This window comes from Streptomyces sp. NPDC037401 (assembly GCF_055602345.1).
This window is the reverse complement of record NZ_JBVJWO010000014.1, coordinates 153,515-178,861: the sequence shown is the minus strand read 5'-3', so window position 1 is coordinate 178,861 and position 25,347 is coordinate 153,515. Positions and strand designations below refer to the sequence as shown.

Below are 25,347 nucleotides of genomic sequence, written 5' to 3'. Positions count from 1 at the left end.
GTGAGTGACCTGCCCGTGGTAGAAAGGGGAGACGCGGTCGGGGGCGGTTTCGCCCTGGGTGGCTTTGGGGGGAAGAACCCCGCCCGTGCCACCCCTCTCGGCGCCCCCCCGGTCCACGGCGCTCCAGACGGCGCGCCGGGCCACCGGGTCCATGCCGGTGGTCGGCTCGTCGAGGACCAGGACGGGCCGCTCGCCGACCAGCGCGGCGGCGAAGCACGCCAGCCGCCGCTGGCCGCCGGACAGCTTCTTCAGCGGACGGCCGGCGATGGGCTCCAGGCCCAGTTCGGCCAGGACGGCGTCGCGCTCGGCGCGTGCGGTGCGGGCGTCCAGGCCTCGCAGCCGCCCGGTGGTCTCCGCCGCCAGCGCCACGGTGAGCTCGTCGAGGGCGGTGGACTCCTGCCCGAGGTAGGCCAGCAGCCGGGCGGCCCGCTCGGGGTGGCGTACCAGGTCGTGCCCGAGCAGCTCCACGGAACCGGAGTCGGGGCGCATCAGGCCGGTCAGCTGGCGCACCAGGGTGGACTTGCCGGCGCCGTTGGGGCCGAGGAGCCCGAAGATCTCGCCGCGGCGGATCTCCAGGGAGATGCCGTCGGTGGCCCGGACCTCGGGCAGGGCCGGGGTGCCGCGCCCGCCCCGCAGCGGCGGGTACGTCTTGACGAGATCACGGACCGCGCAGACCACGGCGGGCGGCTCGGCAGCCCCCGCCCTGGGGGGCCGATCGCCGTGTTCCGCGGCTTGTCCCGCCTGTGCTGTGCCCGTGCTCACGAGGGAGCAGCCTACGGGGTTCGGCGGCGGCCGACGCTCCCGGGGCCACGCCCCGCCCCCACAACGGCAGGTTCCCCGCTAGTCGGGGACCGGAGAGGCCGGGGTGCCGGGGACGTGTTCGGCGGCGGCCCTGACGTCGATCTCGCGCCAGAACCCGGCCCGGATGGCATAGCGGTCGTGCTCGTCGATCTGGTCGTCCTTGTGGGCGAGCAGGCCGAAACGGGCCGCGTAGCGCAGCAGCTCCCCGTCGATGCGGTGCGGGATGCGCGGGTAGAGCGTGGCGAGCTTCTGGAGGTGGACGGTCTCGGGGAGGCGTTCCATCCAGCGGCGGGCGAAGACCTGGCCGACTTCGAAGGGGTCGCCGCCGACGGTGGTGATGTCCTCCTCGCGGTCCGCCCAGCGCTGCTCGGCGCTGGTCAGCTGGGCGAGGGTGGGCAGGGAGGCGGTCTCGGCCGGTTCGCCGAGCGGGCCGCCGCGCTCGATCCAGCCCCGGTCGGAGGACCAGCGCAGGGTGGCGGTGCCGGCGGGCGGGGCGGTCTGCGGGCCGGGGACGGGCGCGTGCGCGCGCAGCCCGGCGAGGTCCTTGGGGGTGGGGATGCCCTTGGCCGCGGAGGCGGGGGTGGCGGCCGGGGTGTCGTTCCCGGCGGCCGGGGCGGGGGCGGTGCCGTTGCGGGCGGCCTCGGCGAGGGCGGCCTCGGGGAGCGGGGCGGAGAGGATCGCGGCGATCTCGGGGCGGGGCGCCGGGGGCGGGGCGCAGATGCCGGCGAGGTCCTTGGCGCGGACGGCCCGGGTGATCCAGGCCCGGTCGAGGACGCGCCGTTCGTCGGCCTCGGCGACCAGGTCCTCGGACTGGTTGTAGTCGCCGTCGGCGGCCTGGACGGCCCACAGGTGGACGGCCACGCCGTGTTCCTTGGCCGACATCAGGCCGGGCAGCAGGTCGCCGTCGCCGGTCACCAGGACCACGTCGGAGCAGGCGCGGTTCCTGGCCAGCTCGGTGAGCTCGGCGTGCATGGCGGCGTCGACGCCCTTCTGGGCCCAGCGGCCGTCGCTGCGGGTCAGGGCGCCCAGCCGGACGGTGACCCGGGGCATGACGCGCAGCCTGCGGTGCTCGGGCTGGGGCACCCGGTCGGGTGCCCCGTCGAACCAGTAGATGCGCAGCAGAGGGCGTTCGGTGTCCGCCTCGGCGCGCTCGCGCAGGCCCTGGATGAGGGCGGCATGGTCGACGGTGATGCGGGAGCGCGAGGGCTCCCCGGCGAGGAGACTCGCGGCGGCGCCCAGCAGATAGCCGGCGTCCACCAGGACGACGCAGCGGTCCACGCGTTCCACCCACTTCCCTGGGGGTCCCCCTCCGAAGACCGGGGGATGGTTCGGTTTTCCCCGAGTCTGCCCGACCGTAAGGGCGTTGACGGCCGGAACTCGATCACCGGCGTGGCGGATCGCAAAGTTCCGCAGGCGTTCCACCGATTACGCGCAGTAATGATCCAAAATGCGCGGTATAGGGTGATATGTGAGTGTGAAGGCGGCCCTGGCCCCTAGACCCTCACAGGAGGCTTCACCATGGCCAAGAACAAGAACCGCCAGCAGCCGGCCAAGCAGCAGGACCGATCGTCGCAGCAGGATCCGGCGAGGAGTTCGGCGGATACGTCGTCCGACTCCGCGTCGTCGGCACCCAGTCCGATGGACATGGCGCGCAAGGGCAAGCAGAAGAAGTTCGGCCACAACTGACGCCTTCGCCTGCTCGGCAGGTACGACGAAGGGCGCGCCCGGTCTTCCGGGCGCGCCCTTCGCGCGTACGCGGCTCGCCGTCAGCCAGCCAGGCAGGACGGGCCGAGCAGGACCTTCAGGTCGCCGAAGAGGGCCGGGTCGGGCTGGACCCGGTGCCGGTCGAGCCGGAGCACGGTGGTGGTGCGCGGCCCCTGCAGCTTGATCCGGACCTCGGTGTTGCCCTTGTGGTGGCGCAGGATCTCACCCAGTCGGCTGACCATGGGCGGGGTGACCTTGACCGTCGGGATGGTGAGGACCACCGGGGCGTTGGTGCCCGCGGAGGACAGGTCGGGGACCATCATCTCCATCGCGACCAGCCGGGGGACGTCCTCCCGCTTGTCGAGGCGGCCCTTGACGAAGACGACGGTGTCCTCGACCAGCTGGGTGGAGACGAGCTGGTAGGTGGCGGGGAAGAACATGCACTCGATCGAGCCGGCCAGGTCCTCGACCGTGGCGATGGCCCAGGCATTGCCCTGCTTGGTCATCTTGCGCTGGAGGCCGGAGATGATGCCGCCGATGGTGACGACCGCCCCGTCGCCGTGCTCGCCGCCGGTGAGCTGGGAGATGCCGGCGTCCGTCTTGTCGGACAGCACGTGCTCCAGGCCGAACAGCGGGTGGTCGGAGACGTAGAGGCCGAGCATCTCGCGCTCCTGGGCGAGCAGGTACGACTTCTCCCACTCGACGTCCGAGAACTCCACGTCGAGCCCGAAGCCCGGTTCGCTGCTCTCCTCGTCGCCCATGCCGCCGAACAGGTCGAACTGTCCCTCGGCCTCCTTGCGCTTGACCGCGACCACGTTGTCGATCATGGGCTCGTGGTGGGCGACCAGGCCCTTGCGGGTGTGGCCCATCTCGTCGAAGGCGCCGGCCTTGATCAGCGACTCGACGGTGCGCTTGTTGCAGACGACGGCCTCGACCTTGTCGAGGAAGTCGGGGAAGGAGCTGTACTTCCCCTTGGCCTTGCGGCATTTGATGATCGAGTCCACGACGTTCTGGCCGACGTTGCGGACTGCCGTGAGGCCGAAGAGGATCACGTCGTCGCCCTGGGCGGCGAAGTTCGACTCGGATTCGTTCACGTTCGGCGGGAGCACCTTGATGCCCATGCGCCGGCACTCGTTCAGGTAGATCGCGGACTTGTCCTTGTCGTCCTTGACCGAGGTGAGGAGGCCGGCCATGTACTCGGCCGGGTAGTTCGCCTTCAGGTAGGCGGTCCAGTAGGAGACCAGGCCGTAGGCGGCGGAGTGGGCCTTGTTGAAGGCGTAGCCCGCGAAGGGGACCAGGACGTCCCACAGCGCCTTGATCGCCTGGTCGCTGAAGCCCTTCTCCTTCGCGCCGGCCTCGAAGATCACGAAGTTCTTCGCGAGCTCCTCGGGCTTCTTCTTGCCCATCACGCGGCGGAGGATGTCGGCCTCGCCGAGCGAGTAGCCGGCGATGATCTGGGCGGCCTTCTGGACCTGCTCCTGGTAGACGATCAGGCCGTAGGTGACGTCCAGGACCTCCCGCAGCGGCTCCTCCAGCTCCGGGTGGATCGGGGTGATCTCCTGCTGCTTGTTCTTGCGCAGGGCGTAGTTCGTGTGGGAGTTCATGCCCATCGGGCCCGGCCGGTAGAGGGCCGACACGGCGGAGATGTCTTCGAAGTTGTCGGGCTTCATCAGCCGCAGCAGCGAACGCATCGGCCCGCCGTCGAACTGGAACACGCCGAGGGTGTCACCGCGGCCGAGGAGCTCGAAGGTCTTGGGGTCGTCGAGCGGGAGGGCCAGGAGATCGATGTCGATCCCCTTGTTGGCCTTCACCATCTTGACGGCGTCGTCCATGATCGTGAGGTTGCGCAGGCCGAGGAAGTCCATCTTCAGCAGGCCGAGCGACTCGCAGCTCGGGTAGTCCCACTGGGTGATGGTGACGCCGTCGGTGTGCCGGACCCAGACGGGCACGTGGTCGGTGATCGTCTCGCTGGACATGATCACGCCGGCGGCGTGCACGCCCATCTGGCGGACCAGGCCCTCGACGCCGCGGGCGGTGTCGATGACCTTCTTCACGTCGGGTTCGTTCTCGTACATCCCGCGGATCTCGCCGGCCTCGCCGTAGCGCGGGTGCTGCGGGTCGAGGATGCCGGAGAGCGGGATGCCCTTGCCGAGGACGTCGGCGGGCATGGCCTTGGTGAGCCGGTCGCCCATGGCGTACGGGTAGCCCAGGACGCGCGCGGAGTCCTTGATGGCGTTCTTGGCCTTGATGGTGCCGTAAGTGCCGATCATGGCGACCTTGTCGGCGCCGTACTTCTCGGTCACGTACCTGATCACCTCGACGCGCCTGCGCTCGTCGAAGTCGATGTCGACATCGGGCATCGAGATGCGCTCGGGGTTGAGGAACCGCTCGAAGATCAGGCCGTGCGGGATCGGGTCGAGGTCGGTGATGCCCATGGCGTACGCGACGATCGAGCCGGCCGCGGAGCCCCGGCCGGGTCCCACCGCGATGCCCTGCTTCTTCGCCCACATGATGAAGTCGGCGACGACGAGGAAGTAGCCCGGGAAGCCCATCGAGATGATGGTGTCCATCTCGTACTCGACCTGCTTCATGCGGTCCTCGGGGATGCCCCCCGGGAAGCGGCGGTGCATGCCGCGCATGGTCTCCTCGCGGAACCACGTGACCTCGGTGTAGCCCTCGGGGATGTCGAACTTGGGCATGAGGTTCTTTTCCTCGAACATGCCCGCCATGTCGACCTGCTCGGCGACCTTCCAGGTGTTGGCGCAGCCCTCCTGCCAGGCGTCCGAGGAGTCGATCGCGTACATCTCGTCGGTCGACTTCAGGTAGTAGCCGGAGCCGTCGAACCGGAAGCGGTCCGGGTCGGAGAGGTTCTTGCCGGTCTGGATGCACAGCAGGGCGTCGTGCGCCCCGGCCTCGCTCGCGTAGGTGTAGTGCGAGTCGTTCGTGACCAGCGGGGGGATGCCGAGCTTCTTGCCGATCTCCAGGAGGCCGTCGCGGACCCGGCGCTCGATCTCGATGCCGTGGTCCATCAGCTCCAGGAAGTAGCGCCCCTTGCCGAAGATGTCCTGGTAGTCCGAGGCCGCCTGGAGGGCCTCGTCGAACTGTCCGAGGCGCAGCCGGGTCTGCACCTCGCCGGAGGGGCAGCCGGTGGAGGCGATCAGGCCCTCGGACCACTTGGAGATGGTCTCCTTGTCCATGCGGGGCCACTTGGTCAGCCAGCCCTCGGCGTAGGCGTCGGAGGACAGCCGGAAGAGGTTGTGCAGCCCCGTGGCGTTCGCCGCCCAGATCGTCTTGTGGGTGTAACCGCCGGAGCCGGAGACGTCGTCCCGCTTCTGGTGCGGCTGTCCCCACTGGATCCTGCGCTTGTTGCGCCGGGACTCGGGGGCGACGTACGCCTCGATGCCGATGATCGGCGTGATGCCGGCCTTCTTCGCGGAGTGGAAGAAGTCGAAGGCGCCGTGCAGGTTGCCGTGGTCGGACATGGCGATGTGCGTCATGCCCATCTCGTTGCAGGCGCTGAACATGTCCTTGAGCCGCGCAGCACCGTCCAGCAGCGAGTACTGGGTGTGAACGTGCAGGTGCGTGAACGGCTGCTTGGCCACGGCGCTGGACCTCCGGAAAACAATCGCCGACAGGATGGGGGGGCAGCGTTGAAGTCTACGTCGGGCGGGTGACACAACCCGGGCACTCGCGGGTACGGTCGGGCGTTGCAGTGACCGAGAACACCTGACCGACGATCCGTCCCACCCCGCACCAGGAGGCACCTGCCATGGCGGTCCCCGAGACGACGACCGAGCAGCGCGCCGAGCAGATCCTCGACGTCTTCGACACGGCGTTCGGCGAGCTCCTCGCCGCCGACCCCGCGGCCTTCCAGGTGAAGTTCCGGAAGATGGCCGCGTCCGCCTTCGCCTTCTACCGCGGCACGGCGTGCCTGTTCTACGCCGACCTGGAGCGGGAGCGGCACGGCGGGCCGTTCCTGGACGAGCGGACCGGGCGGGTGTGGATCCACGGCGATCTCCACGCGGAGAACTTCGGCACGTACATGGACTCCCACGGCCGGCTCGTCTTCAACGTGAACGACTTCGACGAGGCCTACGTCGGCCCCTTCACCTGGGACCTCAAGCGCTTCGCCGCCTCGGTCGCGCTGATCGGCTATTCCAAGGCGCTCAGCGACGGGCAGATCACCGACATGGTGCGGACGTACGCCGCCGCCTACCGCGAGCGGATCCACCGGCTGGCGGCCGGCGCGAAGTACGAGGAAGTGCCCTCCTTCACCCTGGAGACCTCGGACGGCCCGCTGCTGGGCGCCCTGCGCGCGGCCCGCGCCCGTACCCGCTTCGGGCTGCTCGACTCGATGACGGAGATACGGGACTACGAGCGCCGGTTCTCGGCGGGCGGCGGCGCGGTCGAGCTGGACGCGGCCACCCGCTACAAGGTCCTCGCGGCGTTCGACGGCTACCTGGAAACGCTTCCGGAGGAGAGCCTGGTGCGGCCGGACTCGTACCGGGTCAAGGACGTGGTGGGACGGCGGGGCGTGGGCATCGGCTCGGCCGGGCTGCCCTCGTACAACATCCTGCTGGAGGGGCACAGCGACGCCCTGGAGAACGACGTCGTGATCTACCTGAAGCAGGCGCAGACCCCGGCGGTGTCCCGGCACGTGACCGACCGGGCGGTCCGCGACTACTTCCACCACGAGGGGCACCGCACGGTGATCTCGCAGCGGGCGCTCCAGGCGCACGCCGACCCGTGGCTGGGCTGGACGGAGCTGGACGGCACCGGGCAGCTGGTGGCGGAGGTCTCGCCGTACGCCGTGGACCTGGACTGGTCGGACATCGACGACGTCGAGGAGATAAGGGCCGTCGTGGCCGACCTGGGCCGGGCGACGGCGACGATGCACGCCGCGGCAGACGCCGACGAGAGCGGGCAGTCGCTGGTGCCGTTCTCGACGGAGCGTGCCATCGACGCGGCCATCGCGGCGGACGAGGAGGGCTTCCCCGAGCTGCTCGCCGACTTCGCCCACGCGTACGGCGCCCGGGCCCGCGCCGACCACCAGATCTTCGTGGACCTGTTCCGCAACGGCCGTCTGACCAGGTAAGGGACCGCGGGAGGGCAGAGGTCCGACTTCACAGGCAATCGTGCGACACTTCCGGGCGATGGACTTCTCAGGGATACGGCTCAGAGCACTGCGGGCGGCGCTGTTCAGCGCCGTCGTCGTGGTGCTCTCGGCCGCGTCGCACGTGCTGAGCTCGGGCGTGCCGCTGCCGGTCACCCTGATCGGCGCGCTGGGCGCCGCCGTGTTCTCGGTCGCGTACGCACTGGCCGGGCGCGAGCGCGGCTTCTGGCGGATCGCCGGGCTGCTCGTACCGCTGGAACTGGCCGCGGACACCGTCTTCACCGCCGGCCAGCACGTCTGCTACGGCCCGGCCGGCGGGCCGGTGTCCGGGCCGCTGCGGGCCGTCGGCATCGACGTGCTCTGCGGCGGCGGACCGGCCGGCGCTCCGCTCGCGGGCGTGGCCGGCCCGGTCGGCGACCCGGCGGTGCTGCTGGCCTCGCCCGACCCGCTCACGCCCTGGCTGCTGCTGGGCGGGCACGTCGCCGTGGGCCTGCTGGCCGCCTTCTGGCTGCGCCGCGGCGAGCGCGCCGTGGGCCGGCTGCTGACCTCGGTCGGCGCCTTCGCGTTCCGTCCGCTGCTCCTCGCGGTGGCCTCGGCCGCCGCGCGGACCCGGCCCGCCCGGCGCCCGCTGCCGGCCGGCCGCGCGGGTGCCGTGGCCCGCACCCGCTTCCCCGTGCACTCCGTGGGTCTGCGTGGACCCCCCGTAGCGGTGCCTTCCGGCATCTGACGACGGCACTCCCCCGTTCCGGGCCGATCCCTGCCCGTACGGGCACCCACGCTTCCAACACCGACGGAGATCCACCATGAGCAACCGCAACAGCAAGGCGAACAAGGACGCGGCCCGCGAGCGGCTGCGCGCGGAGCGCGAGCGCCAGGCCAAGAAGGACAAGACCCGCCGCCAGATCACGGTCGCGGGCGCGGTCGTCGGCGTCCTCGCCCTGGCGGGCGGCATCGGGTACGGCGTCATGCAGGCGAACAAGCCCTCCGCGTGGGACGCCGCGCCCACCAAGGAGCTCGTCGTCCCGAAGAACGCCTCGGGCGACAAGGGCACGACCGTGGTCATCGGCAAGAAGGACGCCAAGAAGACCCTGGAGCTGTACGAGGACGCGCGCTGCCCGGTCTGCGCGACCTTCGAGCAGACCGCCGGCGAGCAGATCAAGCAGGACGTCGACGCGGGCAAGTACAAGGTGAAGTTCATCGGCGCGACCTTCATCGACAACGTCGCCCCGGGCACGGGGTCGAAGAACGCGCTGAGCGCGCTGGGCGCGGCGCTCGACGTCAGCCCCGAGGCCTTCCTCGCGTACAAGTCGGCGCTGTACTCGGCCTCGAACCACCCCGCGGAGAACGACGACAAGTTCGCCAAGGACGACTACCTGCTCAAGCTCGCGGACTCGGTGCCCGCCCTGAAGGGCAACGCCGCCTTCAAGAAGGCCGTGACGGACGGAACGTACGACCGCTGGGCCGTCGAGATGTCGAAGTCGTTCGACAAGAGCGGCGTGAAGGGCACCCCGACCCTGAAGATGGACGGCAAGCAGATCGACCTCCCGCAGACGCCGCAGTCGTTCGCCGCGGCGATCGACAAGGCCCTGAAGGGCTGACACCGGGTCAAGACGGGGCAACGGGCGGGCGAACTTTCACAGTTCGCCCGCCCTTTGTGCGTCCAGGGGCTGTCACCACGCCAATACCGGTCAGTAATATGATCATCCGTGACCAGTCTTCACTCCTCTTCCGCAGCGCCGCGTCGCCGCACGGTCGTCAAGGCCGCCGCCGCCACCGCCGCGTTCGCTCCTTTCGCCGCACAGGCCGCCGTGGGGACGGCGACCGCCCGTGCGGCCGAGGCAGGCGCTCCCGCCTTCCTCCACGGCGTCGCCTCCGGCGACCCGCTGCCCGACGGGGTCCTGCTCTGGACCCGCGTCACCCCGGTCCCGGGGGCCATACCCGGCTCCGGCGTGGGACCCGACACCGAGGTGGCGTGGGAGGTGGCCGAGGACAAGGCGTTCTCGCAGGTCGTCGCCCGCGGCACCACCCTCGCCACGGCCGCCTCCGACCACACGGTCAAGGCCGACGTGCGCGGGCTGCGCCCCGCGACCGCGTACTGGTTCCGCTTCAGCGCGGGCGGTACGGTCTCCGGCGCGGGCCGCACCCGCACCACCCCGGCCCACGACGCCTCGGCCCCGGGAGTCCGCTTCGGCGTGGTCTCCTGCGCCAACTGGGAGTCGGGCCACTTCGCGGCGTACCGCCACCTCGCGGCGCGCACCGACCTCGACGCGGTCCTGCACCTCGGCGACTACATCTACGAGTACCAGTCGGGCGGTTACCCGGAGGACAAGTACGTCGTACGGCCGCACGAGCCCCGGCACGAGATCGTCACCCTCGCCGACTACCGGCTCCGCCACGCCACGTACAAGACCGACGCCGACCTCCAGGCGCTGCACGCCGCCCACCCGGTCATCGCGATCTGGGACGACCACGAGATCGCCAACGACGCCTGGTCCGGCGGCGCCGAGAACCACACCCCCGGCGCCGAGGGCGACTGGGCGGCCCGCGCCGCCGCCGCCCGCCAGGCGTACTTCGAGTGGATGCCGGTCCGCGCCTCCACCGAGGGCACGGTCTACCGCCGCCTGCGCTTCGGCAGCCTCGCCGACCTGCACCTGCTGGACCTGCGCTCCTTCCGCTCGCAGCAGGCCAAGACCGGCAGCGGCAAGGTGGACGACCCGGAGCGCACCCTCACGGGCCGCGCCCAGCTGGACTGGCTGAAGGCCGGGCTGGCCGGCTCGGACGCCACGTGGAAGCTGGTCGGCACCTCGGTGATGATCTCGCCGATGGCCTTCGGCTCCGTACCGGCGCACCTGCTGGGCCCGCTGGCCGAGCTGCTGGGCCTGCCCAAGGAGGGCCTGGCGGTCAACGTCGACCAGTGGGACGGCTACACGGACGACCGCAAGGAGCTCCTGGGCCACTTGACCCAGCGGAACATCAAGAACACGGTCTTCCTCACCGGCGACATCCACATGTCCTTCGCCAACGAGGTCCCGGTGACGGCGGCCACGTACCCGCTCTCCCGGTCCGCCGCCACGGAGTTCGTCGTCACCTCGGTCTCGTCCGACAACATCGACGACATCCTGCACGTGGCCCCGCGCACCCTCTCGCTCGCCGCGGAGACGGCGGTCCGGGCGACGAACCGGCACGTCAAGTGGGTCGAGATGGACTCGCACGGCTACGGCGTCCTCGACGTCACGGCCGAGCGCTCGCAGATGGACTACTACGTCCTGTCCGACAAGCGCAGGGCCGACGCCACCTCCTCCTGGTCCCGCTCGTACCGGACCCTCAACGGCACGCAGAAGATGGAGCGGGTAAACCAGCCCGTCCGCTGACATTTCTGACACTCAGTCAAATTCTTACGGCGATCAGGCCGCCCGGATGTGATCCGGGCGGCCTGATCGTTTGTTGGCCGAAAGTTCTTGACTCAGGCCTGTCGTGCACACGTAAACTCCCGGCCAACGGAGACAACCCATCTCCGTAACCCCCCATACTTCGCGAGGAGTTCACGTGCGCGCTTTTGCCCGCATATCCCCCACGCTCCGCCGCCGCGCCCTCGGCACTGCCGTCCTGGCCGGAACCCTGGCGTTCGCCCCGCTCTCTGCCCCCGTCACGGTCGCCGCCGCGCCCAAGACCGGTGCCGAGCTCTGCGCCGAGGACGCCTCGGCCGCCGCCAACGCCCGCGTCGCGCGTCCCAAGGACAGCCACGCCAAGGAGCCCAACGCCCTCACGGACGCCCAGGCCAAGGCCATGGACGCCGACCTGAAGGCCAAGCTCGCCAAGAAGGCGCAGTCGCCCCGCAGCCTGCGGGCCGCCGAGGCGGTCACGACCATTCCGGTCTACTTCCACGTCATCCACTCCGGCACGGCCGGCAAGCTGACGGCGACCGACATCAGCAACCAGATGGCCGTTCTGAACTCCTCCTTCGGAGGCGTGGGCACCGGCAATGTGAACGCCAACTTCCAGTTCTCGCTGGCCGCGACCGATTACACGGACAACGCCTCCTGGTACAACCTGGCCTCCGGCTCCACGGCCGAAAAGAACATGAAGACCACCCTCCGCAAGGGTGGCGCGAACGCGCTGAACGTCTACACCGCCAACCTGTCCGGCGGGCTGCTGGGCTGGGCCACCTTCCCGAGCTCCTACACCTCCAGCCCCAAGATGGACGGCGTGGTCCTGCTCGACGCCTCGCTGCCGGGCGGCTCCTCCGCCAACTACAACGAGGGCGACACCGGCACCCACGAGGTCGGCCACTGGATGGGCCTCTACCACACCTTCCAGGGCGGCTGTAACGGCAACGGCGACTACGTCTCCGACACCCCGGCCGAGAAGAGCGCCGCGTACGAGTGCCCGGTCGGCCGCGACACCTGCGCCAGCAAGCCGGGTGCCGACCCGATCCGCAACTTCATGGACTACACGTACGACTCCTGCATGTACCAGTTCACGGCCGGCCAGGTGAGCCGGATGCAGAGCAGCTGGACCGCTTACCGCGCGGTCTGACCCGCAGCTGCCCTAACCTGGCGCCATGAGCGCGCCGGGGGACGTGATCGACGGACGGTTCGAGCTGCTTGAGCGGCTCGGCAGCGGAGGCATGGGCACGGTCTGGCGAGCGCTGGACCGTGCCCTGCAACGTGAAGTGGCCCTGAAGGAAGTGCGGCCGCCCGCCGCGCAGACCTCCGCCCGCGCCTCCGACGAGGCCGCCCGGCGGCTGCACGAGCGGGTCCTGCGCGAGGCCCGCTCGCTGGCCCGGATCAGCCACCCGCACGTCGTGACCATCCACCACATCGTCGAGGGCGACCCCCACCCCTGGCTGGTGATGGAGCTGCTGCCCGGCGAGAGTCTGCAACAACGCCTCGAACGCGGCCCGCTCCCGCCCGCCGAGACCGCGCGGATCGGCCGCGAGATCCTCTCGGGGCTCCGGGCCGCGCACGCCGCCGCGATCCACCACCGCGACGTGAAGCCCGCCAACGTCCTGCTGCGGGCGGACGGTTCGGCGGTACTGACCGACTTCGGCATCGCCGCCCTCCAGGACCAGTCCTCGCTCACGCTCACCGGCGAGGTCATCGGCACCCCCGAGTACCTGGCCCCGGAGCGGATCCGGGGCGCCGACCTGCCCGCCTCCGACCTCTGGTCGCTCGGCATGATGCTGTACGTGTGCGTCGAGGGCGTCAGCCCGATGCGCCGCGCGACGACCCTGGCCACCCTCGCCGCCGTCCTGGACGAGCCCGTACCGCCACCGCGCCGGGCGGGTCCCCTGACGGCCGCGCTCGGCGCCGTCCTGGTCCGCGATCCGGCGGACCGGCCCGACGCGGAGCAGCTCGACGCACTGCTCGCCGCCGCGCTGCCCGGCGGAGCCCCGGCAGCAGGCCGGGCGGCGGCGCCGGGTCCGCTCCCGGGCCTGCCCCCCGGCCCGCCCGCCGTTCCGCCCGGTCCGTCCGCTCCGAGGGGCGGCTCACGGCACGGGCCCCGTCCCGCGGTACCGCCGGCCCCGGCACCCAGGCCCGGCCCGCCGGCCGCCGCCCCGCTCCCGGCGCCGGCTCCCGTGCCGACGCCGACCGAGCCGTGGGACTCGCTGCCCACCCGGGGCGCCGGACTCCCGTACCCGGAGCCGCAGCAGCAGCGCGGACTGCGCGGACTGCGCACCCCGCTCGCCGCCGCGGCCGCCGTCGTCGCCCTCGCACTGCTGGGGGTCGGGGGGTACTCGCTGTTCGACCTCGGCGGCGCAGGAGCGGGCGACGACGCGAGGAACACGGCCCACACCACCGCCTCTGCGGCGCAGGCGACGAAGACGGCCGCCCCGGGCACTCCCGCCGGCCCGACCACGGCCCGCACGCCCTCGGCCGACCCGCCCAGTACCCCGCAGAGCACACCGCCGGCGCAAGCACCCACGGCAGCACCGACGTCGGCGGCCGCCCACAGTCCGGCCCCGGCCACCGCACCCGGTGGGGGCGGCCTCGCCGACCGCTGGATCGCCCAGCTGTACTCCGAGCCCGAGAGCACCGGAACCGCCGCCCGGGACCGGCGGCTCGCCGCCGTCCGCGCCACGGTCCCGCAGGCGGAGTTGCTGCGCAGCGCGGACTACGCCTCCCTGCGCCGCGGTTACTGGGTGGTGTACGTACCCGGGCCGTTCACCGACGGGTACGCCGCGCTCTCCTTCTGCGCGGCGCACGGCCGGACCACGGCGAACGCCTGCATCGGCCGCTGGCTCAGCCACAGCCCCGCCGACCGCACGTACCAGTGCCGGCCCTCGTCCCCCTCGGCAGCCACCTGCCGACGGCCGTGACGCGTAACCGCGACCGCGAACGCGACCGTCAGAGCGTGCCGAGGAAGCCGAGGGCCGTCTTCCAGGTCTGCTCGGCCGCCTCGGCGTCGTAGTCCGGCAGGTCCGGGTCGGTGAACAGGTGCCCCGCGCCCGGGTAGCTGTGCACCTCGACGTCCGCGCCCGCCCGCTGCATCCGCAGGTACCACGCCGTCAACCAGTCGTGCGGCTCGAACGGGTCCGGGTCCGCGATGTGCAGCTGCACCGGCAGCTCGTCGAGGACGGCGTCGTCCGCGATGTCCGCCGTGCCGTGCAGGAGCAGCAGCCCCCGCGCCTTGGCGTCCGCGAAGGCCAGGTGCTGCGCGACCGAACCGCCGAAGGAGAAGCCCGCGTAGACCACACCGCGGTCCGAGTACGGCGCGGCCGCGAGCACGGCCCGCCTGAGCAGCTCGTCCTTGCCCAGCTCGTCCCGGAAGGCCATGCCCTCCTCGACGGTCTCGAAGGTGCGCCCCCCGAAGAGGTCGGGCGTGTGCACCTCGTGCCCCGCCGCACGCAGCCGCTCGGCCGCCGCGTGCACCGCGGGCCGCAGCCCGTACGTCGAGTGGAAAAGCATGATGTTCATGCCCCTATCGTGCCAGCCTGCACCCGCGCGGGTCCGCTACGGTCGACGGCAAGGAGGTCGGTCCTGTGGAAAGCGTGCTGCGCCCCTTGATCGTGATCGGCGGCTCGGTCGTCCTCACCCTGATCGCCGGGTGGCTGGTGGACCTGCTGCTGCGCCGCGCGGACGCCCGGCACGCCGAGACCCCGCTGTGGGGGCTGCTGCGCCGGTGCCGCGTCCCGTTCCAACTGGTGCTGTGCACCGCGCTGCTGCTCGCCTTCCACCACCGCGCCAAGGTGCTGGAGGACCACGAGACCGGTGTCGAACGCACCCTCACCCTCGTCCTGATCGGGGCCGCCGCCTGGTTGCTGGTGCGGATCGCGGCGGCCGTCGTCGACTCCGCGTACACGCGCTACGCCGCCGCGGCCGGTGCGGAGAACGCCCGCGTCCGGCGGGTCCGCACCCAGGTCACCCTGATCCAGCGGGTGGTGACGGCCGTCGTCGCGGTGGTCGCGGTCGCGGCGATGCTGCTGACCTTCCCCGCGATGCGGGCGGTGGGCACCTCGATGCTGGCGTCGGCCGGCATCCTCGGCATCGTCGCGGGCATCGCCGCCCAGTCCACCCTGGGCAACCTCTTCGCCGGACTCCAGATCGCCTTCGGGGACACCGTACGGATCGGCGACGTGGTGGTGGTCGACGGCGAGTGGGGCACCGTCGAGGAGATCACGCTGACCTTCCTGGTGGTGCGGACCTGGGACGAGCGCCGGATCACCATGCCTGTGTCGTACTTCACCGGGAAGCCCTACGAGAACTGGTCGCGGGGCGGCGCGGAGATGACCGGCAGCGTCTTCCTGCACCTCGACCACACCGCCCCGGTGGCGCTGCTGCGCGAGCGGCTGGAAGCCGTCCTGCGCCAGTCGCCGGTCTGGGACGGCCGCAAGAGCGGGCTGCTGGTGACCGACACCACACCGACCACGATCCAGGTGCGGGCCGTGGTCAGCGCCAAGGACGCCGACGACATCTGGATCCTGCGCTGCGAGGTCCGCGAGCGGCTGATCGCCTGGCTGTGCGAGGAGCACCCGTACGCCCTCCCCCGTGTCACCACCGGCGAAGCCCCGCCCCGCCCCGGCCGGGCCGGGCCGGACCCCGCTACGGGCGCAGGCTCCTGACGTCGAGGTGGCGCAGGACCCGGTCGACGATCTCCGGGTCGGCGCCCGGTTCGCTGCGGGCCGCGAGGACCTCGTGCCGGGCGGCCGACATCATCTCGCGCTGGATGCGCTGCACCACCCGGAGCCGCTCGGTGCGCTGGAGGTAGGCCTCGCGCCGCTCCTCGTCGACCATCTCGGGGCTGATCCGGGCGCCGACGTCGTACGCCCGCTTCTGGAGCTGCTCCAGCAGGTCCTCGGAGAGGTCCTCCACCTCCTGGATCTCCTTCAGGCGCCGCTTGGCGGCCTTCGCCGCGCGGATCGCGAGGTCCCGCTCGAAGGCGCGCTCGGCGTCCGTGTCGGCGCGTACGCCGAGGACGCGCACCACCCGCGGCAGGGTGAGCCCCTGCACCACGAGCGTGCCCATGACCACGGCGAAGGCGATGAAGACGATCACGTCGCGCTGCGGGAAGGGCGTCTTGTCGTCGGTGGTGAAGGGCAGCGCGAGGGCCAGCGCGACCGAGGCCACGCCCCGCATCCCCGACCACCACATCACCACGCTCTCGCGCCAGCTGAGCGGGATCTCCTCGTCGTAGTCCCGCCGGTCGTGCAGCTTCTTCGCGAGCCACGCGGCCGGCAGCAGCCACAGCAGGCGTACGGCGACCACGACGCCGAGCACGGCGGCGGCCCAGCCGACCGCCTCGCCCGCCCGCCCGGTCGCGGTGCCGAACACGTGGTGCAGCTCCAGTCCGATGAGGCCGAAGGCCACCCCGGTCACGAGCGTGTCCACGACCTCCCAGAAGGTGTGCCCGGCGAGCCGTCCCAGCACGTCGTCGGCGTCGTTGGCGAACTCCGCGAGGTACAGGGCGGTCATGAGCACGGCCAGCACGCCCGAGCCCTCCAGCTCCTCGGCCAGTACGTACGCCACGAACGGCACGAGCAGCGTGAGCCCGATCTGCAGGGTGGCATCGCCGAGCCGGTCCATCAGCCGCCGGGCGGTCCAGCCGAGCGCGAGGCCGACGGCGACCGCGACGACCGCGGAGAGTGCGAACTCGCCCAGTGCCTCGGGCCAGGAGAAGCTGCCGCTGACCACCGCCGCGACGGCCACGTGGTACAGCACGATGGCCGTGACGTCGTTGAAGAGCCCCTCCCCCTCCAGGATCGACACGAGCCGGCGCGGCAGGCCGAGGGCCCCGGCGACCGCGGCCCCCGCCACGGGGTCGGGCGGGGCCACGAGGGCGCCGAGGGCGAGGGCGGCCGCGAGGGGCAGCCCGGGAACGATCGCGTGCGCCACGCCGGCGACGGCCGCCGTGGTGACGAAGACCAGTGCCACGGCCAGCAGGAGGATCGGCCGGACGTTGGCGGCGAACTGCCGCCAGGAGGTGCGCTGCACGGACGCGTACAGCAGCGGCGGCAGCACGAGCGGGAGGATGTACTCGGGTGGGATGTCGACGTTCGGCACCACCGGAACCAGCGCGAGGACGACGCCCGCGAGGGTCATCAGCACCGGCGCGGGCAGCCCCAGCCGGTCCCCGAGCGGGACCGTGACCACGGCCCCGAGCAGCAGGACGAACAGGAGGGCGAGCTGATCCACCCGCACACCCTGTCACGTCGCGGCTCCGCGCCCCCGGCACCGGACGGGGCGTTTCCCCGGGGCGGGGGCCGGGGCCGGCCGGACCGGGAGGTCAGGCCTTCGCGGCCGGCAGGGGCCGGCGCATCGAGCGGTGCGGGATCCCCGCGTCCTCGAACTCCGGGCCGTAGGCCTCGTAGCCCAGCCGCTCGTAGAAGCCCATGGCGTGGGTCTGTGCGTGCAGGTCGACGGCGGTGAGCCCGCGCCGGGCGGCCTCCGCCTCGATCGCGCGGACCAGTGCCGCCCCCACGCCGAGGCCGCGGGCGGCCTTGGTGACGGCGAGCCGGCCGAGGGAGCCGGTCCCCGGGGCCTCGATGCCGGTCAGCAGCCGGCCGGTGCCCAGCGGGGTGCCGTCGGCCGCGACCGCGAGGACGTGCAGCGCGTCCGCGTCGTGCGCGTCGTACTCGATCTCCTCGGGTACCGACTGCTCGATCACGAAGACGTCGGTACGGACCGCGAAGCAGGCCTCGCGGTCGGCCGCGGACTCCACGACCCGCACCTCGTACGCGCTCACGGGGTCACTCGCTCTCGGCGCGGATGACGTCGAGGGCGTGCTGCAGGTCCTGCGGGTACGTGCTCGCGTACTCGACCCACGTGCCGTCCGCCGGGTGCTCGAAGCCGAGCCGCACGGCGTGGAGCCACTGCCGGGTCAGGCCGAGCCGCTTGGCGATGGTCGGGTCGGCGCCGTACGTCAGGTCGCCGACGCACGGGTGGCGGTGGGCGGACATGTGCACGCGGATCTGGTGGGTGCGGCCGGTCTCCAGCTTGATGTCCAGCAGGGAGGCCGCGCGGAACGCCTCGATGAGGTCGTAGTGGGTGACCGAGGGCTTGCCCTCCTGGGTCACGGCCCACTTGTAGTCGGCGCTGGGGTGGCGGCCGATCGGCGCGTCGATGGTGCCGCTCATCGGGTCCGGGTGGCCCTGGACCAGCGCGTGATAGCGCTTGTCGACGACCCGCTCGCGGAACTGCTGCTTGAGCGAGGTGTACGCGCGCTCCGACTTGGCGACGGCCATCAGGCCGGAGGTGCCGACGTCGAGCCGGTGCACGATGCCCTGGCGCTCGGCGGCGCCGGAGGTGGAAATGCGGTACCCGGCGGCGGCGAGGCCGCCGATGACGGTGGTGCCGGTCCAGCCGGGGCTGGGGTGGGCGGCGACGCCGACCGGCTTCATGATCACGACGATGTCGTCGTCGTCGTGGACGATCTCCATGCCCTCGACGGGCTCGGCGACCACCTCGACGGGCCGCGGCGGGGCGGGCATCTCGACCTCGAGCCAGGCGCCGCCGTGCACGCGCTCGGACTTCCCGACGACGCTGCCGTCGACCGACACCTTGCCGGAGGCGGCGAGCTCGGCCGCCTTGGTGCGGGAGAACCCGAACATGCGGGCGATCGCGGCGTCCACGCGCTCGCCTTCGAGGCCATCGGGGACGGGCAGGGTTCGGATCTCGGGAATCGTACTCACCCGTCGAGTATGCCTTGTCAGTCCTTGTGGACCGTGCCGTCGGGGTCCAGGCCCTTGAACGACAGCAGCACGATCAGGATGCCGCCGCACACGATCGCCGAGTCGGCGAGGTTGAAGACGGCGAAGTGCGCGGGCGAGATGAAGTCGACCACCGCACCCCGGAAGACCCCGGGGGAACGGAAGATCCGGTCGGTCAGGTTGCCCAGCGCGCCGCCCAGCAGCAGGCCGAGCGCGATGGCCCAGGGCAGGCTGTAGAGCTTGCGCGCGAGGCGGACGATCACGACGATGACCGTGGCCGCGATGCACGTGAAGATGATCGTGAAGGCCTCGCCGAAGCCGAAGGCCGCGCCCGGGTTGCGGACCGCCTCGAACTTGAGCAGGTCGCCGATGATCTCGATCGGCGCCTGGTGCTCCAGCTTCGCGACCACGATCATCTTGCTGCCGAGGTCGAGCAGGTAGGCCACGACGGCCACGACGAGCAGCGCCGCGATCCGCCGCCGGCCCTTGGGCTGCACGGCCTCCGGCTCGGCTTCCCCAACATCTGGCGTACCGATGATGCGCTCCGCCTCTGCCACGTGGATTCCCTCAACCTAGGTGCTCGACCACAACGAGGGTACGTCACGCCCAGTGCGCCGGGTCTAGTGCCGACGCTCCTGCCTCTGCTTGCACTCGACGCACAGCGTGGCGCGCGGAAACGCCTGCATGCGGGCCTTGCCGATGGCCTTGCCGCAGCTCTCGCACAGGCCGTAGGTCCCGGCCGCCAGCCGCTCCAGGGCCCGCTCGGACTGCTCCAGCATCTCCCGGGCGTTCGAGGCGAGGGACAGCTCGTGCTCGCGTGTGATGTTCTTCGCGCCGGTGTCGGCCTGGTCGTCCCCGGCGCCGTCGCCGGAGTCGCGCATCAGCCCGGTGAGGGCTTCCTCGGAGGCGTGCAGCTCGGCCCGCAGCCGCAGCACCTCGCTCTCCAGCCCGGCGCGCGCGTCGGCCACCTCGTCCGCGGTCCAGGGGTCCTCACCCGGGCGTACGGCGAGTTCGCCGGGCTCCACCGGGCCGGAGCCGGTCCGCACCCGGGGCAGCCCGCTGGTGGCCGCGGTGGCCGTCTTCCTGGATGCCGAGGTCCTCGCCGTGCCGCTGCCCGTGCCGGTGCTCTTCTTGGCGACCACGTGGGCTCCCGTCTGCTTCCGCTCGGCGGCCTGAGCCGCCTCCTCGGCCGCGGCCTTCTTGGCCGGGGCCGCCTTTCCGGTGCCTGTGGCCTTCCCGGCGACCGTCTTGCCCGCCGCCTTCCCGGCGGCGGTCTTCCTGGTGGCGGTCTTCTTCACGACCGCCTTCACGGCGTCCTTCGCGGCGTCCTTCACAGCCGTCTTCGCGGCGGTCTTCGCGGTGGCCTTCTTCGCCGGGGCCGCCTTCCGCGAGGCGGCCGTGCTCTTCTTCCCGGACACGTCCTTGGCGGCCGTACCGGCGGAATCCGTGGACGCCGTCTTCTTCGCGGCGGTCTTCTTCGCCACCATGGCCGCGGCCCCTTCACGCATTGTGATCTTGCTCGCGAATCGTGCTGGGACGATAAATCGACTCCGACACCGCGGCAACGGGGCTCGCCGCCTCCCGGACCGGCCCCGGCGCCGCACGACGCGAGCCTGCATCCCTTGTGCCCAGCTCGCCGCGCCGTAATCCGCCCCGGGCGCCCCACCGGATCCCGGCGGGGTGCGTCGGGCCATTCGGGGCATCCGTGCCGCCCGCTGCGCGCCCCCGCGGCGCGCCCCGGAAACCGGTCTGCCGAGCCGCCCCCCGGCCCGTACACTGGGCCCAGCGAGAGGCATGGATGGGGACGAGTAGCGTCGGACGCAGCCAGGAGCGACCCGGGGACGGTGAGAGCCCGGGGGCGAGCGCGATGTGAACGATCACCCCGGAGCCGCCGGAAGAAAGCCCGTACGCAGCCCGTACGGCGAGTAGAACCGGCTTCGCACCCCTAATGAGGGGGCCACCGGTGCGTACGCACGCCCCGGCGGCCAAGGAGGGTGGTACCGCGGGAGCCGAAGGCCCTCGTCCCTCCGGACGGAGACGACAGCCCGCCGGAGGAAGAGTTCAGCCTCATGACCACACCGCCGCAGTACCGCCCGGTACCCGCCCAGGTCGACCTGCCTGCCCTTGAGCACGCCGTCCTCGACTTCTGGCGCGAGAGCAAGACCTTCGCGAAGACCCTGGAGCAGTCCGAGGGCCGCCCCGAGTGGGTCTTCTACGAAGGCCCGCCCACCGCCAACGGCATGCCCGGCGCGCACCACATCGAGGCCCGCGTCTTCAAGGACGTCTTCCCCCGCTTCCGCACCATGCGCGGCTACCACGTCGCCCGCAAGGCCGGCTGGGACTGCCACGGCCTGCCCGTCGAGCTCGCCGTCGAGAAGGAGCTCGGCTTCAACGGCAAGCAGGACATCGAGGCGTACGGCATCGCCGAGTTCAACGCCAAGTGCCGCGAGTCCGTGACCCGCCACACCGACGCGTTCACCGAGCTCACCACCCGCATGGGCTACTGGGTCGACCTGGACGACGCCTACCGGACCATGGACCCGGAGTACGTCGAGTCCGTCTGGTGGTCGCTGAAGGAGATCTTCAACAAGGGCCTGCTGGTCCAGGACCACCGGGTCGCCCCCTGGTGCCCCCGCTGCGGCACCGGCCTCTCGGACCACGAGCTGGCACAGGGCTACGAGACCGTCGTCGACCCGTCCGTCTACGTCCGCTTCCCGCTGACCTCCGGCCCGCTCGCGGGCGAGGCCGCGCTGCTGGTCTGGACGACCACCCCGTGGACCCTGGTGTCCAACACCGCGGTCGCCGCCCACCCCGACGTCTCCTACGTCGTCGCCACCGATGGCAACGAGAAGATCGTCGTGGCGGCGCCCCTGCTGGAGAAGGCGCTCGGCGAGGGCTGGGAGGCCACCGGCCAGGCCTTCACCGGCAAGGAGATGGAGCGCTGGACCTACCGGCGCCCCTTCGAGCTGGTCCCCTTCGACGCCCCCGCGCACTACGTCGTCAACGCCGAGTACGTCACCACGGAGGACGGCACGGGTCTGGTCCACCAGTCCCCGGCGTTCGGTGCCGACGACCTGGCGGTCTGCCGCGCGTACGGCCTGCCGGTCGTGAACCCGGTCCGCCCGGACGGCACCTTCGAGGAGGACGTCCCGCTGGTCGGCGGCGTCTTCTTCAAGAAGGCCGACGAGAAGCTGACCGCCGACCTCGCCGCCCGCGGCCTGCTCTTCAAGCACATCCCGTACGAGCACAGCTACCCGCACTGCTGGCGCTGCCACACCGCGCTGCTCTACTACGCACAGCCGTCCTGGTACATCCGCACCACCGCGGTCAAGGACGCGATGCTGCGGGAGAACGAGAAGACGAACTGGTTCCCGGACTCGGTCAAGCAGGGCCGCTTCGGCGACTGGCTCAACAACAACATCGACTGGGCGCTGTCCCGGAACCGCTACTGGGGCACCCCGCTGCCGATCTGGCGCTGTGAGGAGAACCACCTCACCTGCGTCGGCTCGCGCGCCGAGCTGTCCGAGCTGAGCGGCACCGACCACTCGGGCCTCGACCCGCACCGCCCGTACATCGACGACGTGACGTTCACGTGCACGCACGAGGGCTGCTCGCTCGAATCCGTCCGCGTGCCGGAGGTCATCGACGCCTGGTACGACTCGGGCTCGATGCCGTTCGCGCAGTGGGGCTACCCGTACAAGAACAAGGAGATCTTCGAGAAGCGCTACCCGGCGCAGTTCATCTCGGAGGCGATCGACCAGACCCGCGGCTGGTTCTACACGCTGATGGCCGTCGGCACGCTGGTCTTCGACAAGTCCGCGTACGAGAACGTCGTCTGCCTCGGCCACATCCTCGCCGAGGACGGCCGCAAGATGTCCAAGCACCTGGGCAACATCCTCCAGCCCATCCCGCTCATGGACCAGCACGGCGCCGACGCGGTCCGCTGGTTCATGGCGGCCGGCGGTTCCCCGTGGGCGGCGCGGCGCGTCGGCCACGGCACCATCCAGGAGGTCGTCCGCAAGACCCTCCTCACGTACTGGAACACCGTGGCCTTCCAGGCCCTGTACGCCCGTACGTCGAACTGGGCCCCCTCCGCGGCCGACCCGGCGCCGGCCGGGCGGACCGTCCTGGACCGCTGGCTGCTCTCCGAGCTGCACACGCTGACCTCGGACGTCACCGAGGCGATGGAGGCGTACGACACCCAGCGGGCCGGCAAGCTGCTGTCCGCCTTCGTCGACGACCTCTCGAACTGGTACGTGCGGCGCTCGCGCCGCCGGTTCTGGCAGGGCGACAAGGCCGCGCTGCGGACCCTGCACGAGGTCGTCGAGACGGTCACGCGCCTGATGGCCCCGCTGACCCCCTTCATCACGGAGCGGGTCTGGCAGGACATGATCGTCCCGGTCACCCCGGACGCCCCGGAGTCGGTGCACCTGTCGACCTGGCCGGTCGCGGACACCGCGGCCGTGGACCCGGTGCTGTCGCAGCAGATGGTCCTGGTCCGGCGCCTGGTCGAGCTGGGCCGTGCCACGCGCGCGGAGTCCGGCGTCAAGACCCGCCAGCCGCTGTCGCGCGCGCTCGTCGGCGCGGTGGGCTTCGACGCCCTGTCCGCCGAGCTCCAGGCCCAGATCACGGAGGAGCTGAACGTCTCCTCGCTGGCCTCCCTCTCCGAGGTGGGCGGCTCGCTGGTGGACACCACCGCGAAGGCGAACTTCCGGGCCCTCGGCAAGCGCTTCGGCAAGGGCGTCCAGGACGTCGCGAAGGCGGTCGCCGCCGCGGACGCCGCGGCCCTGTCCCAGGCCCTGCGGGCCGGCACGGCCACGGTCGAGGTGGGCGGCGAGACGGTGGCCCTCTCCCCGGAGGAGGTCATCATCACGGAGACCCCGCGCGAGGGCTGGTCCGTCGCGTCGGACTCGGGCGCCACGGTCGCCCTGGATCTGGAGATCACCCCCGAGCTCCGGCTCGCGGGCCTGGCGCGTGACGCGATCCGCCTGATCCAGGAGGCCCGCAAGAACTCCGGCCTGGACGTCGCGGACCGCATCGCCCTGCGCTGGTCCTCCGCGGACCAGGAGGTCGTCACGGCCCTGACCGACCACGCGGCGCTGATCGCGGACGAGGTCCTCGCGACCGACTTCGCGCCGGGCGAGGCCGACGGGACCTACGGCGAGCCGTTCACGGACGAGCCCCTGGGCCTGACGTTCCGCCTCCGCAAGGCGTAAGCAGCACCGCTCGGACCCTGTGGCCCGGCCGCCCCGCTCCGGGGTGGCCGGGCCACAGCCGTTTTCCCCGGTACAAAAGGCCCGGGTACGCAAAAAGGGCCGGGCCCGGATTCCTCTACGGAATCCGGGCCCGGCCCTTTCGCCTGCCGACGACGGCTATGCGCTCAGCGCGCGGGCCGTCAGTTGTCGTCCTCGTCGATCAGGAAGCCGCGCATCGGGGACGGCGCCTGCTGCATCGGCTGCGGAGCGGCCGGGCGGACCGGAGCCATCGGCTGGGTCATCGCCGGCGACATCTGCTGCTGGCCGCCGTAGGACGGGGCTCCGCCCATCGGGGACGGGGGGCTCATCGGCGACGGCGCGCCCATGGAGTGCCCGCCCATCGAACCGGCCGGAGCCATCGACGGCGCCGGGGACGGCGGCAGCGAGGCGGTCGCCGGGGTCCGCGGCGGGGCCAGCGAGTCGTCGGCCTGGGTCTCCAGCTGACGCAGCTGGCTCTCCAGGTACGACTTCAGACGCGTGCGGTACTCGCGCTCGAAGCCGCGCAGGTCCTCGACCTTGCGCTCCAGCGTGGCGCGGGCGGACTCCAGGGAGCCCATGGCGACGCGGTGCTTCTCCTGCGCGTCCCGCTCCAGGGCGTCGGCCTTGGCACGGGCGTCCCGCTCCAGGCCCTCGGCGCGCGAACGCGCCTCGCCGACGATCTTGTTGGCCTCGGAACGGGCCTCCGCGATCGCCTGGTCCGCGGTCTGCTGCGCGAGCGACAGGACGCGGGCGGCGCTGTCGCCACCGGGGCCCTGGCCCTGCGGCAGCTGCGGGGGCTGGTGCTGCATCTGCTGCTGCATGGGCTGCTGCTGCTGCATCTGCTGCGGCATCGGCTGGCCCATGGGGCCGCCCATCGGGTTCTGGCCGCCCATGGACGGGTTGCCGCCCATCGGGTGCTGCATGGGACCGCCCATCGGGCCGCCCATCGGACCGGGACCCTGCGGACCGTGTCCACCGGGGCCGGGCGGAAGCTGGGGTGCGCCACCCGGCAGCTGGGGCGGGCCCATCTGCGGGGGCTGCTGCTGGACCGGCGGGCCGGATATGGCAGCGGGTACGGGTGCTCCCGGGCCGCGCTGGTCCTGCGGCTCCGGCTTGCGCATGCCCTGCTGCTGCTGGTTCTGCGCGGCGGCACGCGTGGCAGCGGCCAGCTTCGCGCGGAGGTCCTCGTTCTCGCGCAGCAGGCGGGTCAGTTCGCCTTCGACCTCGTCGAGGAAGGCATCGACCTCGTCCTCGTCATAGCCTTCTCGGAGGCGGACGGTCGTGAACTGCTTGTTCCGCACATCCTCAGGGGTCAGCGGCATCTCTTCTTCACCTCTACGTAGTCGTCG

General features: G+C 71.7%; 19 protein-coding genes. 9 read left to right on the top strand and 10 right to left on the bottom strand.

Annotated features, from left to right (window positions below; translation table 11 throughout):
* On the bottom strand, positions 1–678 hold a 678-nt coding region (locus tag ACZ7H1_RS17450), incomplete at its 3' end, for an ABC transporter ATP-binding protein (RefSeq protein ID WP_470787643.1).
* 162 nt (positions 679–840) lie between these two features.
* Positions 841–2,088: an NYN domain-containing protein gene (locus tag ACZ7H1_RS17445; protein WP_470787542.1), complete on the bottom strand. Its 1,248-nt coding sequence runs from the start codon at positions 2,086–2,088 to the stop codon at positions 841–843.
* Between the two features lie 231 nt (positions 2,089–2,319).
* Here ACZ7H1_RS17445 and ACZ7H1_RS17440 point away from each other — a divergent pair, with 231 nt between their 5' ends.
* Positions 2,320–2,487 carry a hypothetical protein gene (locus ACZ7H1_RS17440; protein WP_470787541.1) on the top strand — a complete coding sequence of 56 codons (168 nt, stop codon included), beginning with the start codon at positions 2,320–2,322 and terminating at the stop codon, positions 2,485–2,487.
* Positions 2,488–2,567: 80 nt separating this feature from the next.
* Here the strand turns inward: ACZ7H1_RS17440 and dnaE are convergent, their stop codons facing one another.
* Positions 2,568–6,107 carry a DNA polymerase III subunit alpha gene (gene dnaE / locus ACZ7H1_RS17435; protein WP_470787539.1) on the bottom strand — a complete coding sequence of 1,180 codons (3,540 nt, stop codon included), beginning with the start codon at positions 6,105–6,107 and terminating at the stop codon, positions 2,568–2,570.
* A 167-nt stretch (positions 6,108–6,274) separates the two neighbouring features.
* Between dnaE and ACZ7H1_RS17430 the strand changes: the two genes are divergently transcribed.
* From ACZ7H1_RS17430 to ACZ7H1_RS17405, 6 genes are all read left to right on the top strand, one after another.
* On the top strand, positions 6,275–7,600 hold the full coding sequence (locus ACZ7H1_RS17430) for a DUF2252 domain-containing protein (RefSeq protein WP_470787537.1): 1,326 nt from the start codon (positions 6,275–6,277) through the stop codon (positions 7,598–7,600).
* Positions 7,601–7,658: 58 nt separating this feature from the next.
* Entirely contained in the window at positions 7,659–8,345 is a 687-nt protein-coding gene (locus ACZ7H1_RS17425) for a hypothetical protein (RefSeq protein ID WP_470787536.1), read from the top strand.
* A 76-nt stretch (positions 8,346–8,421) separates the two neighbouring features.
* On the top strand, positions 8,422–9,216 hold the full coding sequence (locus tag ACZ7H1_RS17420) for a DsbA family protein (protein WP_470787535.1): 795 nt from the start codon (positions 8,422–8,424) through the stop codon (positions 9,214–9,216).
* Positions 9,217–9,324: 108 nt separating this feature from the next.
* On the top strand, positions 9,325–10,989 hold the full coding sequence (locus ACZ7H1_RS17415) for an alkaline phosphatase D family protein (protein WP_470787534.1): 1,665 nt from the start codon (positions 9,325–9,327) through the stop codon (positions 10,987–10,989).
* 175 nt (positions 10,990–11,164) lie between these two features.
* Entirely contained in the window at positions 11,165–12,154 is a 990-nt protein-coding gene (locus tag ACZ7H1_RS17410; RefSeq protein ID WP_470787533.1) for a zinc metalloprotease, read from the top strand.
* A gap of 25 nt (positions 12,155–12,179) precedes the next feature.
* Positions 12,180–13,937, top strand: coding sequence for a serine/threonine-protein kinase (locus ACZ7H1_RS17405; protein ID WP_470787531.1), 1,758 nt, complete (start codon positions 12,180–12,182; stop codon positions 13,935–13,937).
* A 28-nt stretch (positions 13,938–13,965) separates the two neighbouring features.
* On the opposite strand, the gene ACZ7H1_RS17400 is transcribed toward ACZ7H1_RS17405, so the two are convergent.
* Positions 13,966–14,535, bottom strand: coding sequence for a dienelactone hydrolase family protein (locus ACZ7H1_RS17400; protein ID WP_470787529.1), 570 nt, complete (start codon positions 14,533–14,535; stop codon positions 13,966–13,968).
* A gap of 65 nt (positions 14,536–14,600) precedes the next feature.
* Here ACZ7H1_RS17400 and ACZ7H1_RS17395 point away from each other — a divergent pair, with 65 nt between their 5' ends.
* Complete coding sequence (locus ACZ7H1_RS17395; protein WP_470787528.1) at positions 14,601–15,680, top strand: mechanosensitive ion channel family protein; 1,080 nt, start codon at positions 14,601–14,603, stop codon at positions 15,678–15,680.
* Here ACZ7H1_RS17395 and ACZ7H1_RS17390 read toward each other — a convergent pair.
* From ACZ7H1_RS17390 to ACZ7H1_RS17370, 5 genes are all read right to left on the bottom strand, one after another.
* Positions 15,661–17,250: a Na+/H+ antiporter gene (locus ACZ7H1_RS17390; protein ID WP_470787527.1), complete on the bottom strand. Its 1,590-nt coding sequence runs from the start codon at positions 17,248–17,250 to the stop codon at positions 15,661–15,663. The two genes, ACZ7H1_RS17395 and ACZ7H1_RS17390, sit on opposite strands and share 20 nt — an antisense overlap.
* 91 nt (positions 17,251–17,341) lie before the next feature.
* Positions 17,342–17,800, bottom strand: a complete 459-nt coding sequence (locus tag ACZ7H1_RS17385) for a GNAT family N-acetyltransferase (RefSeq protein WP_470787524.1) — start codon at positions 17,798–17,800, stop codon at positions 17,342–17,344.
* A gap of 4 nt (positions 17,801–17,804) precedes the next feature.
* On the bottom strand, positions 17,805–18,746 hold the full coding sequence (locus tag ACZ7H1_RS17380) for an RluA family pseudouridine synthase (protein WP_470787523.1): 942 nt from the start codon (positions 18,744–18,746) through the stop codon (positions 17,805–17,807).
* Positions 18,747–18,763: 17 nt separating this feature from the next.
* The gene (gene lspA, locus ACZ7H1_RS17375) at positions 18,764–19,321 is read right to left on the bottom strand and encodes a signal peptidase II (protein WP_470787521.1); all 558 of its coding nucleotides are present in this window, start codon (positions 19,319–19,321) and stop codon (positions 18,764–18,766) included.
* A 63-nt stretch (positions 19,322–19,384) separates the two neighbouring features.
* On the bottom strand, positions 19,385–20,251 hold the full coding sequence (locus ACZ7H1_RS17370) for a TraR/DksA family transcriptional regulator (RefSeq protein WP_470787519.1): 867 nt from the start codon (positions 20,249–20,251) through the stop codon (positions 19,385–19,387).
* Positions 20,252–20,833: 582 nt separating this feature from the next.
* Here ACZ7H1_RS17370 and ileS point away from each other — a divergent pair.
* Positions 20,834–23,980 carry an isoleucine--tRNA ligase gene (ileS, locus tag ACZ7H1_RS17365; protein WP_470787518.1) on the top strand — a complete coding sequence of 1,049 codons (3,147 nt, stop codon included), beginning with the start codon at positions 20,834–20,836 and terminating at the stop codon, positions 23,978–23,980.
* A gap of 179 nt (positions 23,981–24,159) precedes the next feature.
* On the opposite strand, the gene ACZ7H1_RS17360 is transcribed toward ileS, so the two are convergent.
* The gene (locus ACZ7H1_RS17360) at positions 24,160–25,320 is read right to left on the bottom strand and encodes a DivIVA domain-containing protein (protein ID WP_470787517.1); all 1,161 of its coding nucleotides are present in this window, start codon (positions 25,318–25,320) and stop codon (positions 24,160–24,162) included.
* Positions 25,321–25,347 lie beyond the last annotated feature (27 nt).

Coding starts and splice junctions, on each gene's coding strand:
- ACZ7H1_RS17440 (WP_470787541.1), top strand. CDS start 2,320: ATGGCCAAGAACAAGAACCGCCAGCAGCCGGCCAAGCAGCAGGACCGA.
- ACZ7H1_RS17430 (WP_470787537.1), top strand. CDS start 6,275: ATGGCGGTCCCCGAGACGACGACCGAGCAGCGCGCCGAGCAGATCCTC.
- ACZ7H1_RS17425 (WP_470787536.1), top strand. CDS start 7,659: ATGGACTTCTCAGGGATACGGCTCAGAGCACTGCGGGCGGCGCTGTTC.
- ACZ7H1_RS17420 (WP_470787535.1), top strand. CDS start 8,422: ATGAGCAACCGCAACAGCAAGGCGAACAAGGACGCGGCCCGCGAGCGG.
- ACZ7H1_RS17405 (WP_470787531.1), top strand. CDS start 12,180: ATGAGCGCGCCGGGGGACGTGATCGACGGACGGTTCGAGCTGCTTGAG.
- ACZ7H1_RS17400 (WP_470787529.1), bottom strand. CDS start 14,535: ATGAACATCATGCTTTTCCACTCGACGTACGGGCTGCGGCCCGCGGTG.
- ACZ7H1_RS17370 (WP_470787519.1), bottom strand. CDS start 20,251: ATGGTGGCGAAGAAGACCGCCGCGAAGAAGACGGCGTCCACGGATTCC.
- ileS (WP_470787518.1), top strand. CDS start 20,834: ATGACCACACCGCCGCAGTACCGCCCGGTACCCGCCCAGGTCGACCTG.
- ACZ7H1_RS17360 (WP_470787517.1), bottom strand. CDS start 25,320: ATGCCGCTGACCCCTGAGGATGTGCGGAACAAGCAGTTCACGACCGTC.